This is a genomic window from Shewanella sp. Scap07, assembly GCF_013394145.1.
GTDB lineage: Bacteria > Pseudomonadota > Gammaproteobacteria > Enterobacterales > Shewanellaceae > Shewanella > Shewanella waksmanii.
In genome coordinates, this window is the sequence record NZ_CP041329.1 from 1466500 (window position 1) to 1489878 (window position 23379).

The following is a 23379-nucleotide window of genomic DNA, read 5'->3' on the forward strand; positions in this document are numbered from 1 at the left end:
TATGATTGTACAGTATACTAGTTTGCATATTGAGGCTGCTAGCGAGACAAACGCCAGCTCAGCACCACACAGTTCGCACAGCAAAGGCTGTGATTAAGAGGAAAACCTATGAGTATTGATGCGAATAAAGAGAAAGCACTGACAGCGGTACTAGGCCAAATTGAGAAGCAGTTTGGTAAAGGCTCTATCATGAAGCTAGGTGAAAACCGCTCGATGGATGTTGAAACTATTTCTACCGGTTCACTTTCTCTTGACGTTGCTTTGGGCGCAGGTGGTTTACCAATGGGGCGTATCGTAGAGATTTACGGTCCAGAATCTTCAGGTAAAACGACATTAACGCTAGAAGTTATTGCAGCAGCTCAACGTGAAGGTAAAGTGTGTGCCTTTATCGATGCTGAGCACGCATTAGACCCGATTTATGCACAAAAGCTAGGTGTTGATATCGATAACTTGCTTTGTTCACAGCCAGATACCGGTGAGCAAGCATTAGAGATTTGTGATGCGTTAACCCGCTCTGGTGCCGTCGACGTTATCATTGTTGACTCGGTAGCGGCATTAACCCCTAAAGCTGAAATTGAAGGTGAGATTGGTGATTCTCATATGGGTCTTGCTGCCCGTATGATGAGCCAAGCAATGCGAAAGCTTGCTGGTAACCTCAAGCAATCAAATACTTTGCTGATTTTCATTAACCAAATTCGTATGAAAATTGGTGTGATGTTCGGTAACCCAGAAACCACAACCGGCGGTAACGCACTGAAGTTTTATGCCTCAGTCCGTTTAGATATTCGCCGCACCGGTGCCATTAAAGATCGCGATGAAGTGATTGGTAATGAAACCCGCGTTAAAGTGGTTAAGAACAAAATTGCCGCACCATTTAAACAAGCAGAGTTCCAAATTTTATATGGTGAAGGGATTAACCGTACTGGTGAGCTAGTTGACCTAGGCGTAGCCCATAAACTCGTAGAGAAAGCCGGTGCTTGGTATAGCTATAAAGGTAGCAAAATCGGTCAAGGGCGTGCCAATGCAGGTAAATACCTGATTGAAAACCCAGAGATTTCAGCTGAAATTGAAGCGGCTTTACGTGCCATGTTACTGAGCAGCGGTGAAGCAGTTGCTGAATCTGCTACCGGTGATGAAAATATCGATATGGAGACTGGCGAGGTTTTCTAACCAAGCCGTCACTAAGATAGTTATACATGGCTAAGGGGGAGCGGATGAGTGATGCTAACAATCAAACTAAAGCTGCCCCTAAACATTCTGCCATGCATATTGCGGTTGGCTTGTTAGCTCGCCGCGATTATTCCCGCCAACAAATTCAACTCAAATTACAACAAAAGCAATATGATGCTGACGAGATTGAGACCACACTCGATCACTGTCAACAAAGTGGTTATCTTGATGATGCTCGATTTGCCGCGCTATTGCTGAAGTCCCATATCAGCAAAGGCCACGGTGTGAACAAAATTCGCCAGTCTATGCAGCAAAAAGGTCTGCACAAAGATCTGATAGCGGAAGTGTTATCGCAAACTGACTGTGACTGGTTTGCTATTGCCCGGCAAAAGGCTGAAAAAAAGTATGGCTCAGCAACAGAGCTTGATCACCCAACCCGTGCCAAGCGACTGCGTTTCCTCTTGGGCCAAGGCTTTGATTATGAGCAAGCTAATTACGCCCTGTCAGTAGAAGAATAAATCAGCTTATTGCCCCATCAAAAAAGTGCCTTATTTACTTGCTGTATCTGTGCTGATTTGCGTCGGTTTTGTCATGATTCAAAGTAACATATTGGCGTTGCATTTTATTTTGCCACAATGTCACTAAAACTCTGGTTGTTCGCTTAGACTCTGCTTATAATGCTCGGTTAAAACGTGCAGACTGTGGGGCTAAAATGCCTCCTCAGCTTCGATAGGTGGCTAGATTTTAGTTGAGTGTGAAGAACATTTTTCCTTACATCCTCTTGGTCGAAAAGAATAACAGCCCAACCTATAACTCTGCCTAATGAATTAAAGTACTGAGCGAGAGTCTCGGTATATTTTAGCTGTTTATTGTGAGCTTAATCTAAATCAGGGTGATTTCATGTATCAAACCACCGCAGCGCTAAGAAGTGCGTTCTTGGAGTTTTTCCGTAATAACGGTCATCAGGTCGTGGACAGCAGTTCATTAGTGCCAGGTAATGACCCCACCTTGTTGTTTACCAACGCAGGTATGAACCAGTTTAAAGAACTGTTTTTGGGTGAAGATAAACGCGATTATAGCCGTGCGACAACCTCACAGCGCTGTGTGCGAGCCGGTGGTAAACATAACGACTTAGACAATGTCGGCTACACGGCGAGACATCATACCTTCTTTGAAATGTTAGGTAACTTTAGTTTTGGCGATTACTTCAAACAAGATGCGATTCAGTTCGCATGGCGTTTTCTGACAGAAGAGTTGAAACTACCGAAAGAACGTCTATGTGTCACCATCTATGAAACCGATGATGAAGCCTATGACATTTGGACCAAAGAGATTGGTGTTCCAGCTGAGAATCTTATCCGTATTGGCGACAATAAAGGCGCGCCATATGCTTCTGATAACTTCTGGCAAATGGGCGATACCGGCCCTTGTGGCCCGTGTACAGAGATATTCTATGATCATGGCGATCATATCTGGGGTGGTCGTCCAGGTACGCCAGAAGAAGATGGCGATCGTTTCATCGAAATCTGGAATATTGTTTTCATGCAGTACAACCGTCAGTCTGACGGCACCATGGAGCCACTGCCTAAACCGTCTGTGGATACCGGCATGGGGATTGAGCGTATTGCAGCAATTATGCAGGGCGTTCATTCAAACTATGAAATCGATATCTTCCAAGCCCTAATTAAGAAAACCGCTGAAATCTTATCTGTTAGCGATCTTGAAGAAAAGTCATTGCGAGTGATTGCGGACCATATTCGTTCTTGCGCTTTCTTAATTGCCGATGGCGTGATGCCATCAAATGAAGGCCGTGGTTATGTGTTGCGTCGTATTATTCGTCGTGCGGTTCGCCATGGTAACAAGCTAGGCGCTACCGAATCATTTTTCTACAAATTGGTGCCAACACTGATAGAAGTGATGGGTGATGCTGCTAAAGGCCTAGTTGCCACGCAAGCGATCGTTGAAAAATCACTTAAAGCTGAAGAAGAGCAATTTGCTCGCACACTAGAGCGTGGTCTAGGTATTTTAGATGCCGCACTGACGGGCCTTAAGGGTGACGTACTCGATGGCGAGACCGCATTTAAGTTATACGACACTTATGGCTTCCCAGTTGATTTAACCGCAGATGTTTGCCGTGAGCGCAATATCACCGTTGATGAAGCTGGATTTGAAGCTGCGATGGCTGAGCAGCGTAGCCGAGCGCAAGCTGCTGGTCAGTTTGATACTGACTACAATGACAGTTTAAAAATCGAAGGTGAGACTGAGTTTTGTGGTTACACCGGTTTAACGGGTGAGAGCGCTGTTACCGCTATTTACGTAGATGGCCAAGCTGTCGATAGCATCAGCTCGGGCGAGAAAGCCGTTATTGTACTAGAGACAACACCATTTTATGGTGAATCTGGCGGTCAATGTGGTGACAAAGGCACCTTAAGTGCAGATGCGGTTAGCTTTAATGTTACCGATACCCAAAAGTATGGTACTGCAGTAGGGCATATTGGCGAGCTAGCGCAAGGCGAGATTCGCGTGGGACAACAACTTGCAGCACAAGTTGATAAGAAGCTGCGCCATCGTACTGAGTTAAACCACTCAGTAACGCATTTATTGCATGCCGCATTGCGTCAGGTCTTAGGTAGTCATGTGACCCAAAAAGGTTCATTGGTTGATCCTGAACGTCTCCGTTTTGACTTTTCACATTTTGAAGCGGTTAAAGCAGAAGAGCTAAAAGCAGTTGAAGATTTAGTTAATACCCAAATTCGTCGTAACCACGAATTGAAAGCTGAAGTGATGGATATTGAATCAGCCAAAGAAAAAGGCGCGATGGCGCTATTTGGTGAGAAGTATGATTCACAAGTACGCGTTGTAACCATGGGTGATTTCTCGATTGAACTGTGTGGCGGTACCCATGTTGGTCGTACGGGTGACATCGGTGTATTCAAAATTACTTCAGAAGGTGGCATCGCTGCAGGTGTTCGTCGTATTGAAGCAGTCACCGGCGCAGCTGCAATGGCATACATTGCTAATCAGCAAGCAGATTTAGAGCAGGCCGCTTCATTGCTAAAATCTGATTCAGCCTCTGTGGTCACTAAGCTAAAAGCACAATTAGACAAAACTAAGCAACTGGAAAAAGAGTTGGCGCAACTTAAAGATAAGTTAGCGGCTGCTACCAGTGCCGACCTTGCTGGTGAAGCGCAAGAGGTAGCGGGTGTTAAAGTGCTGGTTAAAAAGCTTGAAGGTGTGGAGTCAGGAGCACTACGCGGCTTGCAAGACGAGCTTAAGCAGAAACTGCAATCGGGTATTGTAGTACTTGGCATAGCAGGTGATGCCAAAGTTAACTTGATTGTTGGTGTGACTAAAGATCTTACCGCTAAGGTTAAAGCAGGGGAGTTGGTTGCTACTGTTGCTGCTCAAGTGGGTGGTAAAGGCGGTGGGCGTCCGGATATGGCACAAGCTGGTGGTAGTCAACCAGAGAACTTAGATGCCGCATTAGCGAGCGTGTTACCTTGGTTGACTGATCGATTGAGTTAATCGTTAAAAAAGCGCCTACGGCGCTTTTTTTATGACTAAGATTAAGGCATGGTAATTCAAGGATGTTTAGGTAATGGCATTAGCGTCAAAAATTGCCGCAATAATGATCATTACCTAATAATAATCTAAAGAAGTGTAATTAATGCTGGTTTAATCTCGTAAAGTGATAATATAACCTAACAAAAGAGCGAAAATAACGCGTTATGGTTAGATGTCAGACAGATATCTCACGTTTTTGACGTTTAAAGGTGCAATTAAATCACGCTTTTCGAATAGACTACTGTTAATTTGTACTATGCTGACCTTATAATAAGCATATTAACGGAATAGTGCCGTAGAGAGCAGACTAGGAACTAAGGAGCAAAAGAATGCTGATATTAACTCGTCGTGTTGGTGAAACACTGATGATTGGTGACGAAGTAACTGTCACTGTGTTAGGCGTAAAAGGTAACCAGGTACGCATCGGTGTGAATGCACCTAAAGAAGTCTCTGTACATCGTGAAGAGATTTATCAACGTATTCAGTCTGAGAAGGCCGGAAATGCACCTGAGGGTGGCAACTTTTAAGTCAAACTCTTGGACCGGAGTAAGACTTATAGAGAGTCAGCGATTTCGCTGGCTTTTTTGTTTTTGGGCTTTTAAAAATGTACTTTTCCTGCGTATTTGGTGCATTAGAGTACAATCTGCTTAAAAACGACTCAAACAGTAATTGTTTATCAGAAATGGTTTGACTTATTTTCATCAAACAGTAATATGTGCGCCAAGAAAACGGAGAGGTGGCCGAGTGGCCGAAGGCGCTCCCCTGCTAAGGGAGTATGGGCTTTAACTCCCATCGAGGGTTCGAATCCCTCCTTCTCCGCCATTTCTTAACTAGAAAACGATATGCGCGTGTAGCTCAGCTGGATAGAGTACCTGGCTACGAACCAGGCGGTCAGAGGTTCGAATCCTCTCACGCGTACCATTTTTTGTTTTTTAGTGTAAAGTAGTTTATAGATAGTAAGATGCGCGTGTAGCTCAGCTGGATAGAGTACCTGGCTACGAACCAGGCGGTCAGAGGTTCGAATCCTCTCACGCGTACCATCTATATCTTACTTAAAGTTTTATCTGTGCGCGTGTAGCTCAGCTGGATAGAGTACCTGGCTACGAACCAGGCGGTCAGAGGTTCGAATCCTCTCACGCGTACCATATTCTAAATCGACGGTTTATACCGTCGTTTTGTTTGTTAGACCATAAAATTTGCGCTTGTAGCTCAGCTGGATAGAGTACCTGGCTACGAACCAGGCGGTCGGAGGTTCGAATCCTCCCAAGCGCGCCATTTTATGCGGAGAGGTGGCCGAGTGGCCGAAGGCGCTCCCCTGCTAAGGGAGTATGGGCTTTAAATCCCATCGAGGGTTCGAATCCCTCCTTCTCCGCCATTATTAAAGCCCGTTGAATATTCAACGGGCTTTTTTAATGCCCGCTTTTTAACGGCAGCTGTCGCTGCTATTCAATGACCTTTATTTCTACCATTATTACTACTCGCCTTGAACTCGCTTGCCAAGACTCGCGCTGAGTAGATCAAATTCTTATACTGATTGGTATAACAACACCTAACGCGACTGTTGCTTGCAGCAACGTCTTCGCAGACAAGCAAAACGTTTTCTTTGTCGTGATGGGCTTGATCGATGAATACCCCACCGCTGAACGGGCAGTTTTGCTGCTTATTTAGCGACAATAGGCTAACTTAACCATTATCAACAGCTATTCCTAGTGGCTTAGGCTGCTCGAATGAATTTTTACCTTTCAAAATTGCATAAAATACGTGATGGCGATTAATGTTCTGTGTTGTGGAATCAATTTTTATCGTTGGCAGTGGCATTTTATGAAGAAAATGATTGGTAAGCGCAAATTGTTGTCATATCTGCATTTTTAGTGTCATATTTTTATCATATTTTCACTTTGACCGATTTGGATACGGCTATTTTGGTAAGACCAATTTACAAAAGGCTCGCGTTTTTGTTATAGATTAGTTATGGTTTTCAACCTTGATAGCGAATATTCGCGCTAAATTAAGCAAGTTGTCCCTGACTAACAGGAGTTTGCTACTGCCTAAAAATGCATTAAGTTGAATTTTAGGTGCATAAAAGAAGTACTAGAACAGAAAGAGGAAAGTATGAACGCAATTTCACAACAGATAGTGGATGCCCTCGGTATCATGCTGCTTGGTATGGGCTTAGTTTTCCTATTCCTTTCTATGTTGATCTTGGCGATTAAATTGGTGGCGTGGAAGTTCGCCCCTGAAACCCAGATTAGTAGTCAGCCGCAACCGGCCGCTACTGATAGTCAGAATAATAATATCGATCCTAAAATAGTTGCTGCGATTACTGCAGCAATTCATCAGTATCGAGCAAAAGCATAAAATTAGGGAGTTTATATGAGCAAGCCTTTAGCATTAACTGATGTCGCTTTAAGAGATGCCCATCAGTCCATTCTTGCCACTCGTCTTAGAATCGAGGATATGCTTCCCATAGCAGCAAAATTAGACCAAGTTGGCTATTGGTCACTTGAGTCATGGGGCGGCGCCACTTTTGACGCCTGTATTCGTTACCTTGGTGAAGATCCCTGGGAGCGTATCCGTGAGCTTAAAAAAGCCATGCCCAATACCCCACAGCAAATGTTATTGCGTGGACAGAATCTTTTAGGTTATCGCCATTACGCCGATGACCTCGTGCACCGTTTTGTTGAACGTGCACACGATAATGGTGTTGATGTATTCCGTATTTTCGATGCGATGAATGACGTACGTAACCTACAACAGGCAGTAAAGTCTGTTGTTGAAGTAGGCGGGCACGCGCAAGGCACCATTTCTTACACCACAAGCCCAGTACATACCTTAGATACTTGGGTCGATATGGCCAAACGCCTTGAAGACATGGGTTGTCACTCTTTATGTATCAAAGATATGGCAGGCTTGCTTAAGCCGTATGAAGCTTACGATCTAATTAGCCAGCTTAAAAACCAGACTGATCTCACTGTTGCCCTGCATTGTCATGCAACTACAGGTTTAAGTACGGCCACCTACCAAAAAGCCATTGAGGCGGGGATTGATGTCCTTGATACCGCTATTTCGTCAATGAGCCAAACATACGGCCACAGCGCAACAGAGACCTTAGTTGCTATGGTAGAAGGTACTGACCGCGCAACGAGCTACGATATGGTGCTCTTAGAAGAGATCGCCGCTTACTTTAGAGATGTGCGTAAGAAGTACGCCAGTTTTGAAGGTGAGCTTAAAGGAATTGATTCGCGCATTTTACGTGCTCAAGTGCCAGGCGGCATGTTGACCAACATGGAAAATCAGTTACGCGAGCAAGGCGCATCAGATAAGCTCGACTTGGTTCTGGAAGAGATCCCTAAAGTCCGTGAAGACCTCGGCTTCTTACCGTTAGTGACACCTACTTCTCAAATTGTGGGTACTCAAGCGGTGATTAACGTATTGACGGGTGAGCGATACAAGTCAATGACAAAAGAAACTGAAGGCGTACTTAAAGGCGAGTATGGCGCAACTCCAGCCCCAGTAAACAAAAGCCTTCAAGACAAAGTACTTGATGGTGGTGAAGCCATCACTTGTCGCCCGGCGGACCAGTTGACGGCAGAGCTAGATAACCTACGCGACGAGCTAAAAGATAAAGCCGCGCAGGACGATGTGCGTCTCGGCTCTGAGTTCGACGATGACGTATTAACTTATGCACTGTTCCCGCAAATTGGTTATAAATTCTTGCAAAACCGCGACAATGCCGATGCCTTCGAGCCTAAGCCTGAAGCCGCGTCAGCCGCTGTAGCTGCTACAGCTTCAGTATCAGGGGAGCCAGAAACTTATACGGTTAACGTACAAGGGCAAAACTTTGTTGTTGAGGTATCACCTGGTGGTGACATTAATCAAATAGTGGCGACAGACAATGTGGTGTCCTTTACGCCACCGGCCTCTTCGCCCGCAGCAGCGGCTGCGCCAGCAAGTACTGAAACTAAGTTAGAGATGAGTGCGCCGCTGTCCGGCAACATCTTCAAAGTTAACGTAGCCCAAGGCGATACCGTTAAACAGGGCGATGTGGTGATTATTCTAGAAGCCATGAAAATGGAAACCGAAGTTCGGGCTGAAGCCGATGGTGTGATCAGTAAGATTTGGGTGAAAGAGGGCGATTCTGTCGCTGTAGGCAACCAATTACTGGGCATAGCATAGGAGTCGTCATGGAAGGTTTATTAGCTTTTTGGGCTGAATCAGGTATCGCCAACTTTACTGGCGGCCAAATGTTAATGATGGCGGTGGGAGCCACGCTATTATATTTAGCCATAGCCCGTGGGTTTGAACCCTTGTTGCTATTGCCAATTGGATTTGGAGCCATTCTGGCCAACATTCCCAATGGTGGCTTTACCGATGAAGGCGGACTGTTGTATTTCGCCTACTATGTGGGTATCGAAACCGGTATTTTCCCATTATTGATTTTTATGGGCGTTGGGGCGTTGACTGACTTTGGTGCATTAATTGCTAACCCACGCATGTTGTTACTGGGTGCCGCTGCACAATTTGGTATTTTTGCGACACTGATAGGCGCAATAGCGCTCAATGCGGTCCCGGGTTTTGAGTTTACTATGGCAGATGCGGGGGCGATTGCGATTATTGGCGGGGCGGACGGTCCGACGGCAATTTTCTTAGCGTCCAAACTGGCACCTGAATTATTAGGGGCGATTGCGGTAGCGGCTTATTCTTATATGGCACTGGTACCGATTATCCAGCCACCTATTATGAAGGCGCTGACCACTGAATCTGAACGCCAGATCAAGATGGAGCAACTGCGTGAGGTGAGCAAGAAAGAAAAAATCATCTTCCCGCTAATGGTGCTTGGGTTAACGATTCTGTTTTTACCAGCGGCAACACCGTTAGTCGGTATGTTCTGCTTGGGTAACTTAATGCGCGAATCGGGTGTTGTGGATAGATTATCTAGCACAGCGCAGAACGAGCTGATTAACATTGTCACCATCTTCCTTGGATTGGCAGTAGGTTCAAAACTGTCTGCTGAGCAGTTCTTGCAAATTGAGACCTTAGGTATTTTGGTATTAGGTGCGGTCGCGTTTGCAATCGGTACAGCATCAGGGGTATTGATGGCTAAACTGATGTGCAAGTTATCGGGTGGTAAGATTAACCCGCTTATCGGCGCAGCGGGCGTGTCAGCGGTACCTATGGCAGCACGGGTAGTGAATAAGGTGGGCTTAGAAGCTAACCAGCAAAACTTCCTATTGATGCATGCAATGGGCCCCAACGTTGCAGGGGTGTTAGGCTCAGCAGTGGCTGCGGGTGTGTTGATTGCCGTACTGGGGTAGCTCAATAGGTTGAAATGTTAAATGCCGCGAGTCATCTCGCGGCATTTTTTTATGCGCTTAAAAAGCCAATTTTGGCGATTTATGCTTATCAATATGGCTAAATTGCCAAAAAATGTTGTCCACATTGACATAGATCATGGTTCCCCTACGTCATTTGGGTTTTTATAAAGGTGATGTATATCCCATATTGCAACTCAAAGTTAACAAAAAGTTGCTAGAAACAGTTATGACAATGAGGTGCTAACATGGAATTATTACCCAACTGCTATACCGACCTGTGTATTAACGGTAAATGGTTTCATTATGACCACGGTGAGCTATCGGTGTTTATGCTTAATGGCGGCAGCCCATTAACCTTTGAATTAGAGCGCGCACCACAAACAGAAGATGAGCTAGAAGCTCATCTTGAAGTGTTTTCCCAAAGCGTTTTATAAACGGGTAAGTGGCTAGCCACAGCAACGCTTGAATTTCTGACCACTGCCGCAGCTACATGGGTCATTACGTCCAGGGACTTTAGCGACAGTTGCTGTAGTGGGCCGATTTAGGTAGCCATCTAACTCTGCAATATTTTCTACCGCGCTTGCATCAACAGTAATGTTGCCATGCAATTTTTGGCTTTGTAGCAGCGCTGCTATTTCAGCTTGGCGTTCGCTACTGGTGACAGTGAGCTCAAAAGGGCGTTCTAGCGTCCCAGGTTTAGCGCTACGCTTTGTGTTGTAACCAAAACTCTCATGCTTAGGCTTAGGAGTTTTGCGCCCTTTAAAGAAGAACTTGTCTGACATGGTATTTCCTGAATCTCACTGCACACATATTGCGGGGGCGCAATCTTACCAGACCATTGAGCGCTCGCCTAGTGAACGATTAGCTGTTAGCTACGTAAGTTTTGTCCTGCGGTTAGCCAAAGTAAGAACAACAATGACAAGATCAGGGTCATGCTGATGGCGATAATATAAATAAAGCCCTTTTTGCCCTGCTTAAGCGGCACACCATTGAGGTGTAAAAACAGCGTCCAAAACAGACAAAGTATGATGGGTAGGAAGAAGAGTTTGGTCATAAATGGCCTTAATTATCTTTCAGTTAAGCTATTTTATACCAATCAGTATAAGAATTTGATCTACTTAGCGCGCTTTTGGCAAACTAATTCAAGACGAATAACAGAGACAATGGTTGCTCCCTTGTGAGGTTATTCAACGCAGAAGTAGGTAGCCAAAAACGCGCCAGAACGGCGAGTTTTAGCAGTCCTGATGCTATGTTAACGAGCTTAACCGTAGAACAACTATGCTCTTCACTCGTTGCAAGCCACATGGATGTGGTGAATGTCATTAATGCAGGAGCATTTAATGACCTTGCCTCAGAACCTCTAAACTCTCGCTGAGTGACTAAATGTTTATACTGATTGGTATTGCCTATTCAGTATAACGCGTTTGATTTTATTGCATAGTTTGGGTATTAAAAAGGCCACATTCAGTGGCCTTTTTGTTGCGAGTTAACTAAATCTGTAGCTAGCTAGTTGCGGTTTTTAGTGGCTCGTCGTTAGTATAAAACTGGTCTACGTCGACTTGTCCCTCAGATTTACCAACCACAACGGCCGTCATCATATCGCCGGTGACGTTGGTACTGGTGCGGATCATGTCGATAACGCGGTCAATGGCGGCAATAAAGGCGATGCCTTCAAGCGGCAGACCAACCACACCTAACGTGACCGATAGCATCACCATAGCGCTACCCGGTACGCCAGCGGTGCCTACTGAGGCGACCGTTGCGGTAACTGCAATCAGCAAGTAGTCACTCATCTCTAGTGGAATACCATAAATTTGCGCAATAAAGATAGCGGCAATAGCAGGGTAGATACCGCCACAACCGTCCATGTTCATGGTTGCGCCCATTGGCAGTACAAAGGCGCCGTATTTCTTAGATACGCCCATAGACTCAGTACAGCGTGTACTTGCGGGCAGAGTGCCAAAGCTCGATGCGGTGGTAAAAGCAACTAGCTGAGCTGGCATGGCTTTACGGAAAAACTGCACTGGGCTCAGTCTAGCGGCAAATTTTATTAATCCACCGTAAACCACAATAATGTGGATTAATGCGGCAATATAAATGGCACCAATAAATTTACCCAGTGGCAATAGAGTCGATAAACCATACTCACCAACAACCCATGCCATTAAGCCAAATACGCCGATTGGAGTCAGTTGTAGTACCATGCGAGTTAATTGGAACATCACTTCAGCGCCCGCTTCGATGGTGCGCTTTAATGCGTCGGCTTTTTCGCCCACTTTATTAATGGCAATCCCCACCAGTGCGGCAAATACGATGATTTGCAGTACTTTGCCTTCAGCAAGTGAGGCGAAAGGATTGACTGGGATCATATCAAGCAGCACTTGTGCAAAGCCGGGGACATGGCGCTCGCGAACTTCTGAGGTGGCTAGCTCCATGGTGCCACCCATATCGATCATCGAACCAACTGTCAGGCCGATAATTGATGCGATGGTGCCGGTGAACATAAACATCGCCAGGGTTTTAAAGCTCAGGCGCTTTAAACTGACATCGTTGCCCAGTGCCGTAATACTGACCACAATCGCACAGAAAATCAGTGGTGCCACTAACATCTTAATCGCCGCAATGAACAGGTCGCCCAGCGGTTTTAATACGGTTGCTTGCTCACCAAAAATGACACCGACAGTAGCGCCTAAAATAAAGCCCGCTACCACTTTTTGCCAAAAAGGGATTTGTTTAATCGTTTGCCACATGTCTGTTATTCCAAATATTGATTGCCACACTGAGCGAGTACAATTTGAGTGTTAGGGTTATTTATTTTGGTTATAAAAAACAACTTAACTTGCACGACTGCGTGTGTGTGAAAATTATGTGCGAAACGTCATAGTTTGCCTGCTATATACTTGCTTAGCAAAAATAATTGGTTTCACGGTAATTTCGCCATTTTATAGATAGACCGTGTTGCGCAACAAACCATTTTTGTTATAACTTATTGTGATAATAAAGCTTGTTTTAATATCTTTAAATTTTAACGGTTGTGCAACACTGCAGACGTGATGGGCAATGATTAACAAAACATTACGAAATATCATTAGGTAAGAGAATATGACAACGTTATGGTTGATGTTTAGTGCCGCATTTCTTGCTGCGACATTGTTACCGGGTGGATCGGAAGTTTTACTTGCTGCACTGATTAACGATGATGCATCGATATGGTTAACACTGGTCATCGTCGCCACTGTGGGTAATACACTTGGCTCAATCACCAGTTATTACCTTGGATCTTTAGGCCGCTTTGCTAAGTCGCCGGAAGATATGGCATCGGGTAAGTACCAGCGTAGTTTGGCGTTGATCCAGCGTTACGGGTATTGGTCTTTGCTGCTAGCCTGGGCACCGGTTGTAGGCGACCTATTGTGTTTGCTAGCGGGTTGGATGAAGTTGCCTTTGATTCGTTCAACCGTGATGATTTTTATCGGAAAGAGTATTCGCTACCTGTTGGTTGCTGCGGCAGCCTTGCATTGGTTATAGTGACAAACAGACCAGTTTGATGTCATTGGTATTTTAAAGGTATTGGACCACCAAGCCTGAAGGAGTTTACGTTGAAAAAATGGATATTAGCAGCCGCAGTGTCAGCGGCGTTGTTAGGTTGTGCCAACCAACAAACCCAAACTAACTTACCCGCAGGCGTATCACTACTGGAATCGGTGAGTTTTGCCGAGTCAGAAGTCGGTATCCCATATAAAAAATACCAATTGGCAAACGGCTTGACTGTGGTGTTGCACCAAGATAGCTCTGACCCACTAGTGCACGTAGATGTGACCTACCATGTGGGCTCTGCGCGGGAAATGTCTGGGCGTTCAGGTTTTGCTCACCTGTTTGAACATATGATGTTCCAGGGATCTGAAAACGTGGGCGACGAGCAGCACTTTAAAACGGTTACTGAAGCCGGTGGTACCTTAAACGGCACCACAAATAGTGATCGCACCAACTATTTTGAAACCGTCCCCAGCAATCAGCTGGAAAAGATGTTGTGGTTAGAGTCCGACCGCATGGGATTTTTCCTGCCGGCACTAACAGAAAAGAAATTTGAAGTGCAGCGAGAAACCGTCAAAAACGAGCGAGCACAACGGATTGATAATCAACCCTACGGCCGCATGAGCGAGCGCTTTAATCAAGCCTTCTACCCACAAGGGCATCAATATTCTTGGCCTGTTATCGGTTGGCCGGAAGATTTAGAACGCGCCGACCTTAACGATGTGAAACACTTTTTCCAGCGTTGGTATGGCCCGAACAATGCGACCTTAACCATAGGTGGCGACTTTGACGAACTGCAAACCTTAGCTTGGGTAAACAAGTATTTTGGTGAAATACCTGCAGGGCCAGCAGTACAGGCCGATGAAAAACAGCTGGTTACACTGCCTGAGACGCGTTACATCTCAATGGAAGATCGCGTGCATTTGCCTTTATTGCGAGTGGCGTTCCCAACCGTTTATGGTCGCCATGACGATGAAGCAGCGCTGGACTTGCTGTCCAATATTCTTGGTGGCGGTCAAACTTCAATATTTTATAAAAACTTAGTCAAAGATGGCTTAGCGGTACAAGCGGGTGTGAGTCACCCTTGTCAGGAGTTGGCTTGTCAGTTCTCTATGTATGCATTAGCTAACCCTGCAGCCGGTGTGAATTTAGCTGATATCGAAAAAACCATGCTGGCGTCTATTGCCGAATTTGAACAGCGTGGCGTCACTGATGATGACTTACAAAAAGTGAAGGTTCAGTTTGAGGCAAACACCATTTTTGGTTTGCAAAGTGTCAAGGGCAAAGTCTCTACCTTGGCCTATAACCAAACCTTCTCAGACAACCCCAACATGATAGGTTACGATCTTAATCGCTATGCCAATGTGACCAAAGCCGATGTCATGCGGGTATTTAATACTTACATTAAAGATAAGCCCATGGTGGTGATGAGCGTGGTACCCGAAGGGCAAGGGCAGCTGATCGCCCATGAAGATACCTTTGTGGCACCCGCACCTTTAGTGGCTGCTGATGCGGTGACCGGGCTTGATAATATTGCCGTGGCTAAGTCATCATTTGATCGCAGCGTGATGCCTGCAGCCGGTCCAGCCCCAGTGCTTAAGGTTCCCACCTTATGGACCAGTGATTTAAGCAATGGTATTGAAGTGATGGGGACTGAATCAGAAGAAACCCCCACCGTTGAGCTATTGATATACCTTAATGGCGGTCACCGCATGGTGGCGCTAGAGCAAGCAGGCCTTGCCAGCCTCACCGCGTCAATGCTTAACGAGTCGAGTACCAAGCGCAGTACCGAAGAGTTGGCCCAAGCCCTTGAGATGATTGGTAGTACCATCAGTTTTGGCTCTAATGTTTACCAAAGCTATGTCAAAGTGTCTGCACTGACATCTAAGCTTGATGAAACCTTGGCCATCGTTCAAGAGCGTTTATTTGAGCCCGCCTTTAAGCAAGCCGATTTTGATCGCGTTAAACAGCAGCAGCTACAAGGGCTGCAGCATATGATGTCAGATCCTAACTTTTTAGCTTCTACCGGGTTTGATGCGCTGCTTTACGGTAAAGACTCACCATTAGGTGTGAGTAGTCAGGGCACACTGGCCAGCGTGTCTGCAATAACGCTTGACGATGTTAAGCAGTTTTATGCCAAACAATACCGCGCTGGCAACGCGCAAATGGTGGCGGTCAGTAACCTCAGTCAATCTGAGCTAATGGCTAAATTACAAGTGTTTAGCCAGTGGCAAGGCGACGCAGTAGCACTGCCTGCACTAGCTGATTTGCCGAAAGTAAAAGGCGGTAAAATCTATATTCTTGATAAGCCGGGCGCGGCGCAGTCGGTAATTAAGCTGGGTAAGCGTGCCATGCCTTATGATGCGACAGGTGATTACTTTAAAGCTTATTTGATGAACTACCCATTAGGTGGCGCATTTAATAGCCGCATTAATTTGAACCTGCGTGAGGATAAAGGTTATACCTATGGCGCGCGTAGTTACTTTGCCGGTGGTAAAGAGCTGGGTGTGTTTGAAGCGTCAGCAAGTGTACGTAGCGATGTGACAGCACCTGCGTTAGTCGAGTTTGCGAAAGAGATTAATCAGTATCGCAAACAGGGCATGACAGACAAAGAACTGGCATTTATGCGTAACTCGATTACGCAATCTCAAGCACTGGATTATGAAACACCGTATCAAAAAGCCGGCTTCATGCGCCGTATTCAACGCTTTGGTTTGCCCTATGACTACACCCAAAAGCAAACTGACATGATCAACACCATTAGCCTTGAAACGCTAAACCAAGTGGCTAAAAAGCAACTGGATTTACACAAGATGGTGGTATTGATTGTAGGTGATAAGGCGGCCATTGAGGCGGATATTAAAGCGCTTGGCTATCCAGTTAGAGATTTTGAGTTGTAATCTGGTTATTTGACCCTATATTAGACAGCATAAGCGGTATTCACTGTGTGAGTGCCGCTTTAGCGTTAAATAGGCGCCAATAAAATCAATGCCAATGTGCTTTAATTAGGCCAAGGCATGAAATATCTATTGTGATTGGCGGGTCTGACTAGGGGCAGTGAATCTTTGAAGAGGCATGTTGCTAAGCAGCAAACCTCTCGCCGTGACTAAAACGCTTTTATCTCGAACAACATTTAACCGCAAAAGGTCAACAGACCCTAGCTACCGTGACCATGACATATAAGAGACAAAGAGATTGAAATCTTTCAATGAAGTGATAGAGCAACTCTCCGATACTGACAGCCAACGCGCCTTGGGTGATTTACACCGTGGCATTGAGCGCGAAGCCTTACGGATTGACGCTGCTGGACACTTATCTATGCAGCCTCATCCCAAAGCCTTAGGGTCTGCTTTAACCCACTCTCGTATTACCACTGATTACAGTGAGTCTCTATTGGAGTTTATTACTCCCGTTCATGGTGACATAGAGTCGTTGTTTACCGATCTCACCTACACCCATGCTTACACGGTGCAAAACCTAAATGGTGAGCAATTATGGCCGGTGAGTATGCCGTGTTATGTGGGCAATATTGAAGACATCCCCATTGCCGATTACGGCAGTTCTAACAGCGGCCAGATGAAACGTTTGTACCGTAAAGGACTCACGTATCGTTACGGCGCGCAAATGCAGATTATCTCTGGGGTGCATTTTAACTTTTCAGTGTCTAAATCGCTTTGGCAGCGACTCTATGAAGTGCAAGGTGCTGAGGGTGGCCGATGCAATTTCATTTCTGAATCTTATTTTGGTCTTATTCGTAACTATCGCCGTTTGGTTTGGGTGCTGCCGTATCTATTTGGCGCATCACCTGCGTTGTGTGGATCGTTTATTAAAGATCAGCAAACCGATATCCCATTTGAAAAAATGGGCAAAGGAACGCTGTATTTACCTTACGCCACCTCTTTGCGTATGAGCGATCTTGGCTACACCAACAAAGAGCAAGAAAGATTAAGTATTAGCTACAATTCGCTGGATGAATACCTAAAGGGCGTTGATGCAGCCATCAATATGTCATCAGACAAATTTGCTGAAATCGGTGTGAAGGTCGATGGTGAGTTTCGCCAACTGAATGCCAACGTGCTGCAAATCGAAAACGAGTTTTACTCACCTATTCGTGCCAAGCGAGTTAGCTTACCCGGTGAAAAGCCATCTGAGGCACTAGCAAGGGCAGGGGTTGAGTACATCGAAGTACGCGCGTTAGATGTTAATCCGTTTAGCAGCGTGGGCATCACCGCATCGCAAGTGCGTTTTCTTGATATGTTTATTCTATATTGTTTGCTTCAGCCATCACCGCCAAGTGATGCATCTGAGGAACAAGCATTATCAGATAACCTCAATCAAGTGATTCTTCAGGGGCGCGACCCGCAACTGCAGCTAAACCGCGATGGTGAAATGGTCAGTAAAACGGCCTGGTTACACGACATTTTTGCTGACTTACAGAAAATTGCTAAACAGCTAGATGGTGAGCAGGGTGAGGCATATCAACAAGCGTTAGCGCACTGGCATCAAGCTGTTGATAATCCAGATTTAACCCTATCAGGGCAATTAATGCAGCAACTGTTTGACCAACAACTTGACCACGGTGAGTGGGTGATGAGGCTAGCCAAACAGTACCACCAAGAACTGCAGCAACTACCGCTTCCAAGTGATGTACAAGCGAGTTATAAGCAGGCCGCTGAGGAGTCCTTAGTTCAGCAAACTGAAATTGAGCAAAGCGATGCCGTGACATTTGAGCAGTTTTTAGATGACTACTTTAAACCGCAAGTGGATGACGCTAAGGTAGGCTGATGCGCAAGCTGATATTGATGAGTGCAGCTTTAACGCTTGTCGGGTGCGCTTCAGCACCCGATGATGAAAACCTCTGCGGTACCGTTTCAGGCTATCTAGAGCCCGCTAAAGACCAAGGCCTATACCGGGCTGTCGTTACCCATTTAGATGGCAAGCCTGTTATCTCAAAGCCTAATTATCAATTGGCTCCTGGCGAGTATCAATTTACGGTGGCTGAACTTATTAGCGACCCGGCCGTTAAGGTTAAATTGGCGGCGCGCACACCCAAACAGTTTGTCATTAACGTTGAAGCTAACGAGCGTTACCACATAGGTGCGCAGTTCAATGCCGGAAAAATTTATCGCGGCATGGACGACAGCTATTGGCAGCCTGTGGTTTGGCAGCAAGAGTCTTATGATTGTGAGCGGGTGAAGCTACCGGATAGCAGCCAATAGCCCACTGAGACTAAGTTACAAATTCCTCCTACTTACGTCAATAAACCTACCTGAATCAATTGCCTAATAATTCAAACAATGTGAAACTACTGGCTAACTGACGTTTAATTTGGCTAAAGGTTTTATGAAGCAATTGTCTTGGTTGTGGGTGGTGATTGCCACCCAACTGCTGTTAGGTTGTGCCACCCCTCCACCTAAAGACCCAGAAAATTTGTGTGCTATTTATCAAGAGAATCGCTCTTGGTATAAAGCGGCTAAAAACACCCGAGATAAGTGGGGCGTCCCTGTACATGTGCCATTGGCCATGATGTACCAAGAAAGCTCGTTTAAGCACAATGCTGCGCCACCAATGGAGTACTTTTTAGGCTTCATCCCCATTGGCCGTGCCAGTGATGCCTACGGCTATGCCCAAGCGAAAACCATGACTTGGGATGATTACGTCAGAGAAACCGGTAATACCTGGTCTAGTCGCAGTAACTTTGACGATGCAATGGACTTTATGGGCTGGTTCATCTACAAATCGCATCAAATCAATGGCGTATCAAAATGGGACGCGCGCAACCAATATCTTAATTATCACGAAGGATGGGGTGGATATAAGCGCAAAACCTATAACCAAAAAGCCTGGTTGATTAAGGTGGCCGATCGCGTTGATGCCCGCTCGAAACGATATGCGGCTCAGTATCGTACTTGTCAGGAGAACTTGGATTCTTCTTGGTTATGGCGGTTGTTCTTTGGATGATTAGCCTAGGGGGCTTAATCATTTGAAATGAAGGCTAGATTCATTTGAACACCTACGGTGGGTTTTCGCCTCCAGCGGGGTGTGTGCAGATGCTCTTTCGGCTCGGCGAATAGTCTCATCAGCGACTGGGCTTATGAGCGAGAGGCTTGGATGCCGAACCGGCTTTTAAACAGGGACGTTGTTTGAACCCATCCATGGGCGCTCTGGGACAGTGTCTGATGTGAATGGGTTCACAAATGCCGCGATGGCATAGATGCCTCGGAGTGGCCTGTCGCCGAGAGTTAACGTGCATTCACACAAGGTTAGATGCCTCCTCGAATCGGGTTTGCTTTTTGTAAAATGGTTTCTTAACAGAAATGTGTTATGTCAAGGGGTCTAAAGCCGAGTCGTGGGATGAGGAAAAATATGATACTCAAATGAAGTTCACTCTGACCTCACATATCCAGGGAAAGCTCACATCTTTGGCGCTATCAATCGCTGCAACATTACTGTTAGGCATGGTTACACTGAGCTGTTTATCTTCTAAAATAAACTTTCGGGTGATTGTGTTGTTAAAATCAGGGCCGCCAACAAAAGCACGGCCGCCAACAAAAGCACGGCAAAAGGTTTTAATTAGCGACCACATGCTTATACCACTTCAGCGTTGTGTGCGACTAAATTATCATCACTTGCTGGGATGTCGGTTAATAAAATTGCTTCCATAATGCGCTGCTGTGAATCCAAAGCGTGCTTTGCCCATTTTTTATGTTGATCATTGCGGTCAACGCGGTGCCTAAACTCAACCTCTAAAAAACTGGTGGGGCTTAGCGGCAAACAATAAAAATCACTGCGAGAGCGGACATTACTTCTTACTTCTTGATAAAACACCCAATCAACACCATTCACATTGTGAATTTCAGCAGGCAAGATGGGAGGGTACCCATAGTTCTCGATACGCCCTGCGATTTCTTCTTCGAGTTCTTCAGGCTCAAAAGGCATAGCCATTTTACTTGACTCTTCGGTGGTTTCTTGTCGAATTTCAGTATTACGCCCTTCAGGACCATTGTGAAAATCATCATACGCTTGCACCACAAACTGCGCCAATGCGGTTTTATCAAGCACATTGATGGCAGAGGTGTGTTTGATGCGCACTTGGCAACTTAACATGCCGTATTCACTGCTAGTGCCAACCCCCACTGGTGGCACATACATCCAGTTTTCAGTCATAACCCTAACGTAATGATGTTGCATATATACTTTAGTGTTTTGTTTAAACCAAATTGATGAAGTGTGGGGAAAGCTCACATCTTTGGCGCTATCAATCGCTGCAACATTACTGTTAGGCATGGTTACACTGAGCTGTTTATCTTCTAAAATAAACTTGCGGGTGATTGTGTTGTTAAAATCAGGGCCGCCATCAAAACCACGGCAAAAGGTTTTAATTAGCGACCACATGCTTATACCACCTCAGCGTTGTGTGCGACTAAGTTGTCATCACTTGCTGGGATGTTGGTTAATAAAATGGCTTCCATAATACGCTGCTGTGACTCCAAAGCGTGTTTTGCCCATTTTTTATGTTGATCACTGCGGTCAACGCGGTGATTAAATTTCACCTCTAAAAAACTGGTGGGGCTTAGCGGTAAGCAATAAAAGTCGAGATGAGAGCGTCGGTTATTTTTAACCTCTTGATAAAAAACCCAATCAACACCATTTATTTCAATTAATTTCGCTGCTGGAATAGCTGGCTTACCCCTTAGATGTATCAGTTCCGCAATTTCTTCTTCAAGTTCGTCAGGCGTAAATGATCGCGCCATTTGACTTGTTTCTTCGATGGTTTCTTGTCGAATTTCAGTATTACGCCCTTCAGGACCATTATGAAAATTATCATACGCTTGCACCACAAACTGCGCCAATGCGGTTTTATCAAGCACATTAATAGCAGAGGTTTGTTTGATACGCACTTGGCAACTTAACATGCCATATTCACTGCTAGTGCCAACCCCCACTGGTGGCACGTACATCCAGTTTTCAGTCATAACCCTAACGTAGTGATGTTGCATATAAACTTTAGCATTTTGTTTAAACCAAATTGATGAAGTGTGAGGAAAGCTCACATCTTTGGCGTTATCAATCGCAGCAACATTACTGTCAGGCATGGTCACACTGAGCTGTTTATCTTCTAAAATAAACTTGCGGGTGATTGTGTTGTTAAAGTCAGGGCCGCCAACAAAACCGCGGTAAAAAGCTTTAAGTAACGCCATCATATTCGTGGGTCCACTTTAGGGAGTTGGCGTATAAACTTTTTCACCTCAGCGGCTTTATCACGATTACCTAGCATCGCCAATTGATCAGCATAAGTTTCAAGCCCTAAAAAGGGTAAAGTATGCGGGCTTGCGCCTACTTCATCACCAAAAACGTGCTTAGCAAAACGCGCCGAACGTACTAAGCTGCTCGATGATACGTCATTACGCCCTGCCAAATTAGGTACTAAATCATAAGGGTTATTACGAATACTGATAATTTTGACTCCTAAGCTGGATGCAATACGCTTTAGCTGATCAATGTTTGCACCGCTGCCATGCACTGCAAGCTCAACCCCTTTTAATTGTGCACGGTAATGAATGCGATAGTGCTCAAGCGCCGCATTAAATACAATCACGCCTTGGCTGTGTGCCACCCACTTTACCGACTTACCTTGCTGGTTATTTTGTGCCAGCACTGCGGCTAAATGCTGGGCATTATGAGACTTTCGCCCTTGTCGCTTATCAAACACACATTCAACTAAATCGAGTTTGACTGAGTCTGTCGGGTTATGAAACAAAGTATAAGCTTGAATACCATCACCTTTATATGCGGTATCTAAATGGGTACCCATTAGCCATGTTGCCTTAGTAACACTATTTTGCATGCCATTGACTGCTGCATGGGCTGTATTTACTCGTGCGGTAGGCTTTGGTTCATTTCCCCAAGCCCCCTCAATTTCTTCGATTCCATCTTTATCCATTGCTTTATTATATGTGGCAATGCTCGTACGCTTTACTTCATACAACATAGTGCGCTCAGCGGCAAAGCGTTCTTTAGGACCACTCAGTTGCTTATCAAATAAAATATCTTCGATATTAATACCTGATGAAGCTTGCTCATAACGAATCAAAAAGTGATAAGTGCGAAAAGGGTATTTAGTGCGCCACAAACGGCGAAATGGGTTACGGCTGTGCTTTACTGAGCTTGGTGCATTGGGGTGGTGGTAAACGCTAAAAATGTCTTTAATCACCATTTGTTGGTCAAAGTCATTTAGTTTTGCCAGCATAGCGAGTGCCTGGCAGGTAAATTTCACTTTATTAAATGGGAAGTTGGCAGGTAACTTTACGCCATATTCTAAACAGGTGTGCGCATCGAGTGCCATCAGTGAATGAGCGCCAATGCGCTTATCGATCTTTTGCCACGACATAGTTATATCCTTATAAACCATTTCGGCATAATATAGTACGCGGCTAACTGAGTAATGTAAATATTCTATATTGTGCTTTAGTGCGTTTAAAAATGTGCGATGTAAATAACCTATTCTTAGGGTAAACCATGTTTTTATAATATTTTTGTTGCTTTAGCGTAAATTTACGTGAAATAGATAAGTTGTTGGCGTGTAAACTCACCTTGAAATCAGAAAAAAACGCTCATTAGAAAATGATAAAAGATAATTTATTGAATTTTATTGAGTTTCACTATTCATTATCGAGGCTTGAGGTTAAATATAAAAAGTACCTGGTTTAAAACCTAAGTAAATGGGGGCAGAGTTAACTTTATAAGGGAGTTGATTGGCGTGTAGAGATTGGCTTTTAATTCTCTGGATGGCGTGGTC

General features: G+C 45.2%; 21 protein-coding genes and 6 tRNA genes. 20 read left to right on the plus strand and 7 right to left on the minus strand.

Going from position 1 to position 23379, the window contains the following annotated elements:
• Positions 1 to 108: 108 nt before the first annotated feature.
• The 14 genes from recA to FLM48_RS06500 all read left to right on the plus strand — a co-directional run bounded on the left by recA (position 109) and on the right by FLM48_RS06500 (position 10483).
• Positions 109 to 1170 carry a recombinase RecA gene (gene recA / locus FLM48_RS06435; protein WP_028774059.1) on the plus strand — a complete coding sequence of 354 codons (1062 nt, stop codon included), beginning with the start codon at positions 109 to 111 and terminating at the stop codon, positions 1168 to 1170.
• Between the two features lie 44 nt (positions 1171 to 1214).
• Positions 1215 to 1688, plus strand: a complete 474-nt coding sequence (locus FLM48_RS06440; protein WP_256871071.1) for a regulatory protein RecX — start codon at positions 1215 to 1217, stop codon at positions 1686 to 1688.
• 382 nt (positions 1689 to 2070) lie between these two features.
• Positions 2071 to 4695: an alanine--tRNA ligase gene (alaS, locus tag FLM48_RS06445; protein ID WP_179024087.1), complete on the plus strand. Its 2625-nt coding sequence runs from the start codon at positions 2071 to 2073 to the stop codon at positions 4693 to 4695.
• A gap of 368 nt (positions 4696 to 5063) precedes the next feature.
• Complete coding sequence (gene csrA / locus FLM48_RS06450) at positions 5064 to 5261, plus strand: carbon storage regulator CsrA (protein WP_028774694.1); 198 nt, start codon at positions 5064 to 5066, stop codon at positions 5259 to 5261.
• Between the two features lie 203 nt (positions 5262 to 5464).
• Positions 5465 to 5556 (plus strand) — tRNA-Ser (locus FLM48_RS06455).
• A gap of 22 nt (positions 5557 to 5578) precedes the next feature.
• Positions 5579 to 5655 (plus strand) — tRNA-Arg (locus FLM48_RS06460).
• A 42-nt stretch (positions 5656 to 5697) separates the two neighbouring features.
• Positions 5698 to 5774 (plus strand) — tRNA-Arg (locus FLM48_RS06465).
• A gap of 28 nt (positions 5775 to 5802) precedes the next feature.
• Positions 5803 to 5879: transfer RNA gene (locus FLM48_RS06470), tRNA-Arg, on the plus strand.
• A 53-nt stretch (positions 5880 to 5932) separates the two neighbouring features.
• Positions 5933 to 6009 (plus strand) — tRNA-Arg (locus tag FLM48_RS06475).
• Between the two features lie 8 nt (positions 6010 to 6017).
• Positions 6018 to 6109, plus strand: a tRNA-Ser gene (locus FLM48_RS06480).
• Positions 6110 to 6846: 737 nt separating this feature from the next.
• Complete coding sequence (locus FLM48_RS06485; RefSeq protein WP_179024088.1) at positions 6847 to 7092, plus strand: OadG family protein; 246 nt, start codon at positions 6847 to 6849, stop codon at positions 7090 to 7092.
• Between the two features lie 15 nt (positions 7093 to 7107).
• Positions 7108 to 8910 (plus strand): sodium-extruding oxaloacetate decarboxylase subunit alpha, encoded by a 1803-nt coding sequence (oadA, locus tag FLM48_RS06490; protein WP_179024089.1) that lies wholly within the window; start codon positions 7108 to 7110, stop codon positions 8908 to 8910.
• Between the two features lie 8 nt (positions 8911 to 8918).
• Entirely contained in the window at positions 8919 to 10049 is a 1131-nt protein-coding gene (locus FLM48_RS06495; protein WP_028774697.1) for a sodium ion-translocating decarboxylase subunit beta, read from the plus strand.
• Between the two features lie 245 nt (positions 10050 to 10294).
• The gene (locus tag FLM48_RS06500) at positions 10295 to 10483 is read left to right on the plus strand and encodes a hypothetical protein (RefSeq protein WP_028774698.1); all 189 of its coding nucleotides are present in this window, start codon (positions 10295 to 10297) and stop codon (positions 10481 to 10483) included.
• Positions 10484 to 10495: 12 nt separating this feature from the next.
• Here the strand turns inward: FLM48_RS06500 and FLM48_RS06505 are convergent, their stop codons facing one another.
• Positions 10496 to 10831 carry a PBPRA1643 family SWIM/SEC-C metal-binding motif protein gene (locus tag FLM48_RS06505; protein ID WP_179024090.1) on the minus strand — a complete coding sequence of 112 codons (336 nt, stop codon included), beginning with the start codon at positions 10829 to 10831 and terminating at the stop codon, positions 10496 to 10498.
• A gap of 86 nt (positions 10832 to 10917) precedes the next feature.
• A complete protein-coding gene (locus FLM48_RS06510; RefSeq protein ID WP_084632593.1) occupies positions 10918 to 11103 on the minus strand; it encodes a hypothetical protein in 186 nt (61 codons plus the stop codon).
• 123 nt (positions 11104 to 11226) lie between these two features.
• On the opposite strand from FLM48_RS06510, the gene FLM48_RS06515 reads away from it, so the two are divergent.
• Complete coding sequence (locus FLM48_RS06515) at positions 11227 to 11424, plus strand: hypothetical protein (RefSeq protein ID WP_179024091.1); 198 nt, start codon at positions 11227 to 11229, stop codon at positions 11422 to 11424.
• A 127-nt stretch (positions 11425 to 11551) separates the two neighbouring features.
• Here FLM48_RS06515 and FLM48_RS06520 read toward each other — a convergent pair whose 3' ends face one another.
• Positions 11552 to 12799, minus strand: coding sequence for a dicarboxylate/amino acid:cation symporter (locus tag FLM48_RS06520; RefSeq protein ID WP_179024092.1), 1248 nt, complete (start codon positions 12797 to 12799; stop codon positions 11552 to 11554).
• Between the two features lie 352 nt (positions 12800 to 13151).
• Between FLM48_RS06520 and FLM48_RS06525 the strand changes: the two genes are divergently transcribed.
• The 5 genes from FLM48_RS06525 (at position 13152) to FLM48_RS06545 (ending at position 19541) form a co-directional block, all read left to right on the plus strand.
• Entirely contained in the window at positions 13152 to 13574 is a 423-nt protein-coding gene (locus FLM48_RS06525) for a YqaA family protein (RefSeq protein ID WP_028774701.1), read from the plus strand.
• A gap of 71 nt (positions 13575 to 13645) precedes the next feature.
• Positions 13646 to 16480: a pitrilysin family protein gene (locus FLM48_RS06530; protein ID WP_028774702.1), complete on the plus strand. Its 2835-nt coding sequence runs from the start codon at positions 13646 to 13648 to the stop codon at positions 16478 to 16480.
• 295 nt (positions 16481 to 16775) lie between these two features.
• Complete coding sequence (gshA, locus tag FLM48_RS06535; RefSeq protein WP_179024093.1) at positions 16776 to 18365, plus strand: glutamate--cysteine ligase; 1590 nt, start codon at positions 16776 to 16778, stop codon at positions 18363 to 18365.
• Positions 18365 to 18799 (plus strand): hypothetical protein, encoded by a 435-nt coding sequence (locus FLM48_RS06540; protein ID WP_179024094.1) that lies wholly within the window; start codon positions 18365 to 18367, stop codon positions 18797 to 18799. Before gshA ends, FLM48_RS06540 begins: the two co-directional genes overlap by 1 nt.
• A gap of 124 nt (positions 18800 to 18923) precedes the next feature.
• Entirely contained in the window at positions 18924 to 19541 is a 618-nt protein-coding gene (locus FLM48_RS06545; protein WP_179024095.1) for a hypothetical protein, read from the plus strand.
• Between the two features lie 412 nt (positions 19542 to 19953).
• Here the strand turns inward: FLM48_RS06545 and FLM48_RS06550 are convergent, their stop codons facing one another.
• The 4 genes from FLM48_RS06550 to FLM48_RS06565 are packed head-to-tail and all read right to left on the minus strand — an operon-like array spanning position 19954 to position 22971.
• Positions 19954 to 20166: a hypothetical protein gene (locus tag FLM48_RS06550; protein WP_179024096.1), complete on the minus strand. Its 213-nt coding sequence runs from the start codon at positions 20164 to 20166 to the stop codon at positions 19954 to 19956.
• A 2-nt stretch (positions 20167 to 20168) separates the two neighbouring features.
• Positions 20169 to 20975: a hypothetical protein gene (locus FLM48_RS06555; RefSeq protein ID WP_179024097.1), complete on the minus strand. Its 807-nt coding sequence runs from the start codon at positions 20973 to 20975 to the stop codon at positions 20169 to 20171.
• A 2-nt stretch (positions 20976 to 20977) separates the two neighbouring features.
• A complete protein-coding gene (locus FLM48_RS06560) occupies positions 20978 to 21784 on the minus strand; it encodes a hypothetical protein (RefSeq protein WP_179024098.1) in 807 nt (268 codons plus the stop codon).
• Positions 21781 to 22971 (minus strand): hypothetical protein, encoded by a 1191-nt coding sequence (locus FLM48_RS06565; RefSeq protein ID WP_179024099.1) that lies wholly within the window; start codon positions 22969 to 22971, stop codon positions 21781 to 21783. Before FLM48_RS06565 ends, FLM48_RS06560 begins: the two co-directional genes overlap by 4 nt.
• Positions 22972 to 23379 lie beyond the last annotated feature (408 nt).

Excerpts from the sequence above, each read along its gene's own strand:
- oadA (WP_179024089.1), top strand. The coding sequence starts at position 7,108 with ATGAGCAAGCCTTTAGCATTAACTGATGTCGCTTTAAGAGATGCCCAT.
- FLM48_RS06485 (WP_179024088.1), top strand. The coding sequence starts at position 6,847 with ATGAACGCAATTTCACAACAGATAGTGGATGCCCTCGGTATCATGCTG.
- FLM48_RS06440 (WP_256871071.1), top strand. The coding sequence starts at position 1,215 with ATGAGTGATGCTAACAATCAAACTAAAGCTGCCCCTAAACATTCTGCC.
- csrA (WP_028774694.1), top strand. The coding sequence starts at position 5,064 with ATGCTGATATTAACTCGTCGTGTTGGTGAAACACTGATGATTGGTGAC.
- FLM48_RS06510 (WP_084632593.1), bottom strand. The coding sequence starts at position 11,103 with ATGACCAAACTCTTCTTCCTACCCATCATACTTTGTCTGTTTTGGACG.
- alaS (WP_179024087.1), top strand. The coding sequence starts at position 2,071 with ATGTATCAAACCACCGCAGCGCTAAGAAGTGCGTTCTTGGAGTTTTTC.
- FLM48_RS06525 (WP_028774701.1), top strand. The coding sequence starts at position 13,152 with ATGACAACGTTATGGTTGATGTTTAGTGCCGCATTTCTTGCTGCGACA.
- FLM48_RS06505 (WP_179024090.1), bottom strand. The coding sequence starts at position 10,831 with ATGTCAGACAAGTTCTTCTTTAAAGGGCGCAAAACTCCTAAGCCTAAG.
- FLM48_RS06495 (WP_028774697.1), top strand. The coding sequence starts at position 8,919 with ATGGAAGGTTTATTAGCTTTTTGGGCTGAATCAGGTATCGCCAACTTT.
- FLM48_RS06555 (WP_179024097.1), bottom strand. The coding sequence starts at position 20,975 with ATGTGGTCGCTAATTAAAACCTTTTGCCGTGGTTTTGATGGCGGCCCT.
- FLM48_RS06565 (WP_179024099.1), bottom strand. The coding sequence starts at position 22,971 with ATGTCGTGGCAAAAGATCGATAAGCGCATTGGCGCTCATTCACTGATG.
- FLM48_RS06500 (WP_028774698.1), top strand. The coding sequence starts at position 10,295 with ATGGAATTATTACCCAACTGCTATACCGACCTGTGTATTAACGGTAAA.
- FLM48_RS06540 (WP_179024094.1), top strand. The coding sequence starts at position 18,365 with ATGCGCAAGCTGATATTGATGAGTGCAGCTTTAACGCTTGTCGGGTGC.
- FLM48_RS06560 (WP_179024098.1), bottom strand. The coding sequence starts at position 21,784 with ATGATGGCGTTACTTAAAGCTTTTTACCGCGGTTTTGTTGGCGGCCCT.
- FLM48_RS06520 (WP_179024092.1), bottom strand. The coding sequence starts at position 12,799 with ATGTGGCAAACGATTAAACAAATCCCTTTTTGGCAAAAAGTGGTAGCG.
- FLM48_RS06550 (WP_179024096.1), bottom strand. The coding sequence starts at position 20,166 with ATGTGGTCGCTAATTAAAACCTTTTGCCGTGCTTTTGTTGGCGGCCGT.
- FLM48_RS06545 (WP_179024095.1), top strand. The coding sequence starts at position 18,924 with ATGAAGCAATTGTCTTGGTTGTGGGTGGTGATTGCCACCCAACTGCTG.
- recA (WP_028774059.1), top strand. The coding sequence starts at position 109 with ATGAGTATTGATGCGAATAAAGAGAAAGCACTGACAGCGGTACTAGGC.